We start from the raw sequence: 6259 nt of genomic DNA, 5'->3' as shown, positions 1-6259 counted from the left end.
GGTCGGTCCTTCTGGGCGGGGTGCTGGTGGTGGCCGGCATGGCCTGGCGGTTGGCGCGACGGCTGCGGCCGTGACGGGTAAATGAATGGTGGTATTTTGTCCTTCTACAACTCTGATGGACCCGTAGAAAGTCGCAGTCTCGGACGGATTCGTAAAAAGATCGAGATCAAGGCTTGCGAGTCCCGAGGAATGAGGCGTACTTTTGGGTACGCCGCAGTGACGAGGGATGAAGCGTAACGCCGATATCGGGCTTTTTACGAATCCGTCAATTTTTGTTGACTTTCGGGTGCCTGTCATAAGAAATAACCGCACGATTTATCCTATTAACAACGTTGATCAGGGACCGAATGCATATGAAACAAGTGAACGTCGCCATTCTGGGCTGCGGAACGGTGGGCACGGGGGTGGCCCGGCTGCTGCTGGAAAACGGGGATATCATCCGCGACCGCATCGGATGCACACTGCATCTCAAGTATGTGGCCGATATCGACACCCAGCGGGATCGCGGTCTCGACCTGGCGCCCGGGGTGATGATTCCCGACGCGGCGGTGGCCATTGCCGATCCCGAAGTGCAGATCGTCGTTGAGACCATTGGCGGAGAAGGTATTGCCAAACAACTGATCCTGGACGCCATCGCCCAGGGCAAACATGTGGTCACGGCCAACAAGGCGTTGTTGGCCAAGCATGGCAACGCGATCATCGCGGCGGCCACGGCCAAGCGGGTGGACCTGGCCTACGAGGCCGCCGTGGGCGGCTGCATGCCGATCATCAAGACGGTGCGCGAGTCCCTGGTGGGCAACCGCATCAGCGGCATGACCGGAATTCTCAACGGTACCTGCAACTATATTCTCTCCAAGATCACCGACGAAGGTGTGGATTTCCAGACCGCCCTGGCCGAGGCCCAGGCCAAGGGTTATGCCGAGGCCGACCCCACCCTGGACGTGGAAGGGTTGGACGCGGCCCACAAGCTGGCGATCCTCTCGGCGCTGGCCTTCGGCATGAAGATCAATTTTGACGACGTCTACATCGAGGGGATCTCGCGCATCACGCCGCTGGACATCGAATTTGCCGCCCAGTTCGGCTACCGCATCAAGCTGTTGGCCATCGCCAAATATAACGGGGCGTCGGTGGAGGCGCGCGTGCACCCCACGATGATTCCCTTCGACAACCTGCTTTCCAATGTCAACAGCACGCTCAACGCCATCAGCGTGCGGGCCGATGCCGTGGAGGAGATTCTGTTGCACGGCCACGGCGCGGGGATGATGCCCACGGCCAGCGCGATTGTCTCGGATCTGGCCGACATCGCCCGGAATCTGGCTTCCGACGGCGCCGGTCGGATACCGGTGATGGGTTTCCAGGCGAACACGATCCGCAGCATCCCGGTCAAGCCGGTGGACGAGATCGTGACCAACTACTACTTCCGCTTTGACGCCATGGACCGCCCGGGCGTGTTGGCGGCGATCGCCGGAATCCTGGGTAAATACGGCATCAGCCTCAAGTTCGTGCACCAGAAGGGCCGCAAAACCAACGGTTCGGTGCCGGTGGTCATGCTCACCCACCACGCCCGCGAAGCCGATGTCTCCCGCGCCCTGGCCGAGATCAGCGGCCTGGATGTGGTGGCCGGCACGCCCATGTTGATTCGCATTGAGGATGAGGACGGGCAGGATTAACGTCTACCGTTCCGTAAGCGCACCAACTAAAAAGAGGAATCATGCACATTATCTGTTCAGACCTGGAAGGCGTTTTTATCCCGGAAATCTGGATCAATGTGGCTGAGCGGACGGGGATCGCCGACCTGCGGCTGACCACCCGGGATATTTCCGACTACGATGTTCTCATGAAGCGGCGCCTGTCCATTCTGGATGCCAACGGCCTCAAGCTCAAGGACATCACCGACGTTATCGCCACCATGGATCCCATGCCGGGGGCCAGGGAGTTTCTCGACTGGCTCAGGGCGCGCACCCAGGTGGTCATCGTTTCGGATACTTTTGTCGAGTTTGCCCGGCCCCTGATGGAGAAGTTGGGCTGGCCCACGTTGCTCTGCCATGGATTGACCATCGATACGCGCGGGGCGATTGCCGACTACAATTTGCGGCAGGCCGATGGCAAGCGTAAGGTCGTCCAGGCCTTCAAGACGCTCAACTACCAAGTGCTGGCCATGGGCGATTCCTACAATGACGTCAACATGCTCAAGGAAGCCGATATGGGCGTGCTTTTCCGCCCGCCCCAGAACGTGATCGACGAATATCCCCAGTTTCCCGTGGCCACCACCTATGCGGAATTGAAGAAGATTTTCGGAAAGGCGATAGGGAAAGGGATTTAGGCTGAAGGCTGTAGGCGTTTAGGTGGTCGGATGGATATCGATTTTATGTGATCCGGGTGAGCCATGAACAGGGTTGAAAGGCCTAATCAAGAGAGTCCGACAAAATGAGTGACGAAACGAAAAAAATCAGCCACCAGACCACCTACCGGGTGATCTACGGCGATACCGATACCATGGGGATCGTCTACCATGCCAATTACCTACGCTGGTTCGAGATGGGACGTACCGAACTGTTCCGTCACCTGGGCCTGCCCTACCGGGAGATCGAGGCCCGCGGACTGATGCTGCCCGTCTCCGAGGTGACCTGCAAATACCTCACCCCGGCGCACTACGACGATATCCTGGTGATCGAGGCCACGCTGAACACGGCCTTTCGCGCCGGTATGCAGTTCGACTACACCATTACCAGCGAGGATGGCAGTGTCACCCATACCACGGGATTCACCCGCCATGCCTTTGTCAACGGTGAGGGCAAAGTGGTGCGGCCGCCGGACTTTATCCGGGAAATGATCAAACAGGGTCTGGCGAACGGCGAGGGGTGAACGCCATTTTCCGCTGAAAACCGCAAGAACACACTGGAATATTGCATGCTTTCAGGTCGGCGAAGATGTTTCCTTGATCGGCGATCTGCATTAAACCCGCATCACCGTCGTTATTGCCAACCCCGCCTTTATCCAAACACAATTATTTAACCATATCAGTTTTTTGCTCCGCTTAAGGGGACCTCTCCGGTTGTGTGATACTGCGGGCAGGGGTTCCGCCTGTCAAATTTACGCTTGACCTTGACGACGCATTTTTATTAAACACGTTTAATTAAAAAACACGTTCAACAAAGGAAAGTCCATGAACCGACGGGACGTCTCCAAAGGCGAAACCCGCAGACTGATTATGGCGGCCGCCCGCAAACTGTTTTTGGAAAAGGATGTGGACCAATGCACCATGCGGGCCATCGCCCGGGAAGCCGGTGTGTCGCCGGCATCGGTAGTGGTGCATTTCAAGAACAAGGGCGCACTGATGGAAGCCGCCCTAACCGAGGATATCGAGCGCACCACGGCCCAGGCCCTTGCGACCATGCCCTCACAAGGGGACCTGGCTCAGCGGCTGAACCATATCTGGCGGGCCATGTATACCTTCTACGATGCCAATCGAAGGCTCTATCGCGTGTTGATCCGCAGCACGGTCTTCGAACCTGAAGAGGATACGCCATTTCTCACCTGGCAAACGATCACCTTTTTCAATTTTTTGGAAAAAATGATCGATGATGAGAAAGCGGAAGGAAAAATGGCAAGCACGGTGACCAGCTATATTCTGGCCACTGCGTTGTTCTCACACTATTTTGGCGCGCTGGTCATGTTTTACCGCGATCCGTCCATGACGCCGGATATGGCCGCCGATCTGGTTTTAAACATGAACCGGCAGGCCTTGGCTGGTCTGACAACGCATCCGTCGGAACTGTGACTTTTTACGCGTTCATCAAGGATTTAGCTATGACCACCATCCACCGCCGGTTGGAAGACCTGTTTAGCGCACTTGCCGCATGGGTCTATGCGCACTGCTACATTACCCTGGTGGCTGTGTTGTTGATTACCACCCTGCTTGGCAGTCAGCTTCCCAAATTGACCATCGACACCCGCGAAGAGAGTTTTTTCCACGAAGACGATCCGACGCTGATCGCCTACAATGATTTCCGGGACCAATTCGGCCAGGACGATATGTTCTTTATCGCCCTGAAGCCGGAAAACGGCCTGAGCCCGGCCTTTTTCAAAACCATGGCCCGGTTGCACACCCAACTGGAAACGTCGGTGCCCTATCTGGATGAGGTCACCAGCCTGATCAACGGGCGAGTGGTAAGGGCCGAGGGCGATACCCTGATCGTGGAGGATCTCATTCCCCGGCCCCCACAATCCATGGCTGACTACCGGCGTATCCTAAACCGCATCGACCGCTATCCGCTCTACGAAAACCTGCTGGTGTCTCCGGACCGTTCACTGGCCATGATTCTGGTCAAGGCCCAGGCCGTCATGCCAGCGGCAGGAGAGGATATTTTAGATGGTTTCAGCCAAGAAACCGAGACGAAAACGCAGCCGACCCGCCGCTACCTGAGCAATGATCAGAACGTTGAAATCGATACCGTGATCCGCGGCATTGTCGACAACTATCGCGGAAAGGGAATCGATTTCTACTTTGCCGGCAATCCCGTCTTCGTGGCCGAACTGCAGCGCGGGCTGGAAAAAGATCTGAACCGGATGATTCCGCTCTCTTTTCTTTTGATCATCATTTTCCTGGCCGTTCTTTTCCGAAGGGTTTCCGGTGTCATCTACCCGCTGACCATCGTGTTGTTGTCCCTTGTCGCTTGCCTGGGCATCATGGCCATCTGGCGGATTCCCATCACCAACGCCATCATGATCTTGCCGACCTTTCTGATTGTGGTGGGCGTCGGGGATTCGGTGCATATCCTGACCATTTTCTATCGCCAACTTCGGATCACCGGCAACAAACAGGCGGCGATCGTAAACGCCGTGGCCTATGCCGGGCTGCCGGTGCTCATGACCAGCCTGACCACTGCTTGCGGGCTGCTTTCCTTTGTTTGGGCCGATGTGGCCATCATCGCCCAATTGGGTTATGTGGCCCCGGTTGGGGTCATGCTGGCCCTTTTCTACACCCTATTTTTGCTGCCGGCCCTGATCGCCATTTTCCCGTTGAAAACGCCTCGTCCGATTCCCGAGGGAAAGCGCGCCATTGCCGATCGGCTGTTCGATGCCATCGCCCGCACCACCACTCACCGGCCGCTCGCCGTCACCACGATTTGGGCCGTTGTCGTTCTGCTGGCCGGCGTGGCAGCCGGCACGGTCCGTTTTTCGCATAATGCCATGACCTGGCTGCCCGAAGACTCTACCGTTCGGATCGGCACCCAACTCATGGACAGCAAGAACGGGGGCACGGTGATGCTGGAGGTGCTGGTGGATTCAGGGCGTGAAAACGGTCTGCATGATCCGAACCTGATTTCGCGTATGGCCCAGGCGGGCGAGGCAATCCCCACGCTTAACGCTCACCAGATCAACGCGGCCAAGGTGGTTTCCGTGGCCGATGTGCTCAAGGAAACCCACCGGGCCTTGAACCAGGACAGCGACGCCGCTTACATGGTTCCGGATAACCGTCAGCTGGTCGCCCAGGAATTGATCCTTTTCGAATCCAGCGGCAGCGATGATCTGGCCGAACTGACCGATTCCAGCTATCGTACGGGCCGCCTGTCGATTCTGGCGCCCTTTACCGATTCGATCCTCTACAAAGACTACGTCGATAAAATAAAAACCTATCTCAACCGTCAGTTCCCCCGTGAAACCGTCACCCTGACCGGTCATATGGCGCTGTTTATCGGTATTACCAAAATGTTCATCACCAGCATGGCCAAAAGCTATCTGTTCGCCTTTTTGATCATTACCCTGCTGATGGTTGTGATGATCGGACGCTTGCGCGTGGGATTGATGAGCATGATCGCCAATATCGTTCCCATTATCCTGATCTTCGGCATCATGGGGATTGCGGGTATCCCCATCGATCTGATGACGGTGCTCATCGGCAGTATTGTGTTGGGACTGGTCGTGGATGATACAATCCACTTCCTGCACCATTTTCGCAGGTCCTATGAAACCTGCGGCTGCGTGGAGACAGCCGTGAGAGAAACGCTTTTCAACACCGGCAGGGCGCTGGTGATCACCAGCCTGGTGTTATGCGGCGGATTCATCATCTATACGAGCGCCTATCTGTCCTGCTACGTCTATTTTGGCGTGTTGGTGGGCTGTGCGGTCCTCTTTGCCCTGGCCGCCGATCTGCTTCTGGTGCCGGCCTTGCTGGCGTTGTTATACGCCCCCAAAAGAATGGTGGATGAATACTACCAAGAGGACCAAGGACTGATGGAGAACAGCAATTGAAAAG

5 protein-coding genes are annotated in these 6259 nt (G+C 56.6%); all 5 read left to right on the top strand.

Annotation, left to right across the window (positions count from 1 at the left end):
• Nucleotides 1-353: 353 nt before the first annotated feature.
• The 5 genes from JCM12296_RS07780 (at nucleotide 354) to JCM12296_RS07760 (ending at nucleotide 6255) form a co-directional block, all read left to right on the top strand.
• On the top strand, nucleotides 354-1670 hold the full coding sequence (locus JCM12296_RS07780; protein WP_054691385.1) for a homoserine dehydrogenase: 1317 nt from the start codon (nucleotides 354-356) through the stop codon (nucleotides 1668-1670).
• Between the two features lie 41 nt (nucleotides 1671-1711).
• Nucleotides 1712-2323 carry a bifunctional phosphoserine phosphatase/homoserine phosphotransferase ThrH gene (gene thrH / locus JCM12296_RS07775; protein WP_054691384.1) on the top strand — a complete coding sequence of 204 codons (612 nt, stop codon included), beginning with the start codon at nucleotides 1712-1714 and terminating at the stop codon, nucleotides 2321-2323.
• Nucleotides 2324-2427: 104 nt separating this feature from the next.
• Entirely contained in the window at nucleotides 2428-2865 is a 438-nt protein-coding gene (locus JCM12296_RS07770; RefSeq protein WP_054691383.1) for an acyl-CoA thioesterase, read from the top strand.
• Between the two features lie 301 nt (nucleotides 2866-3166).
• Nucleotides 3167-3781 (top strand): TetR/AcrR family transcriptional regulator, encoded by a 615-nt coding sequence (locus JCM12296_RS07765; protein WP_054691382.1) that lies wholly within the window; start codon nucleotides 3167-3169, stop codon nucleotides 3779-3781.
• A 29-nt stretch (nucleotides 3782-3810) separates the two neighbouring features.
• Entirely contained in the window at nucleotides 3811-6255 is a 2445-nt protein-coding gene (locus tag JCM12296_RS07760) for an efflux RND transporter permease subunit (protein ID WP_054691381.1), read from the top strand.
• Nucleotides 6256-6259 lie beyond the last annotated feature (4 nt).

It is taken from the genome of Desulfosarcina cetonica JCM 12296 (genome assembly GCF_001311845.1).
Classification (GTDB): domain Bacteria; phylum Desulfobacterota; class Desulfobacteria; order Desulfobacterales; family Desulfosarcinaceae; genus Desulfosarcina; species Desulfosarcina cetonica.
The sequence above is the reverse complement of the archived record's forward strand: the minus strand, read 5'-3'. Positions and strand labels throughout refer to the sequence as shown.

Bases quoted from the DNA above. Each gene is read 5' to 3' on its own strand.
- JCM12296_RS07765 (WP_054691382.1), top strand. From the start codon at position 3,167: ATGAACCGACGGGACGTCTCCAAAGGCGAAACCCGCAGACTGATTATG.
- JCM12296_RS07780 (WP_054691385.1), top strand. From the start codon at position 354: ATGAAACAAGTGAACGTCGCCATTCTGGGCTGCGGAACGGTGGGCACG.
- thrH (WP_054691384.1), top strand. From the start codon at position 1,712: ATGCACATTATCTGTTCAGACCTGGAAGGCGTTTTTATCCCGGAAATC.
- JCM12296_RS07760 (WP_054691381.1), top strand. From the start codon at position 3,811: ATGACCACCATCCACCGCCGGTTGGAAGACCTGTTTAGCGCACTTGCC.
- JCM12296_RS07770 (WP_054691383.1), top strand. From the start codon at position 2,428: ATGAGTGACGAAACGAAAAAAATCAGCCACCAGACCACCTACCGGGTG.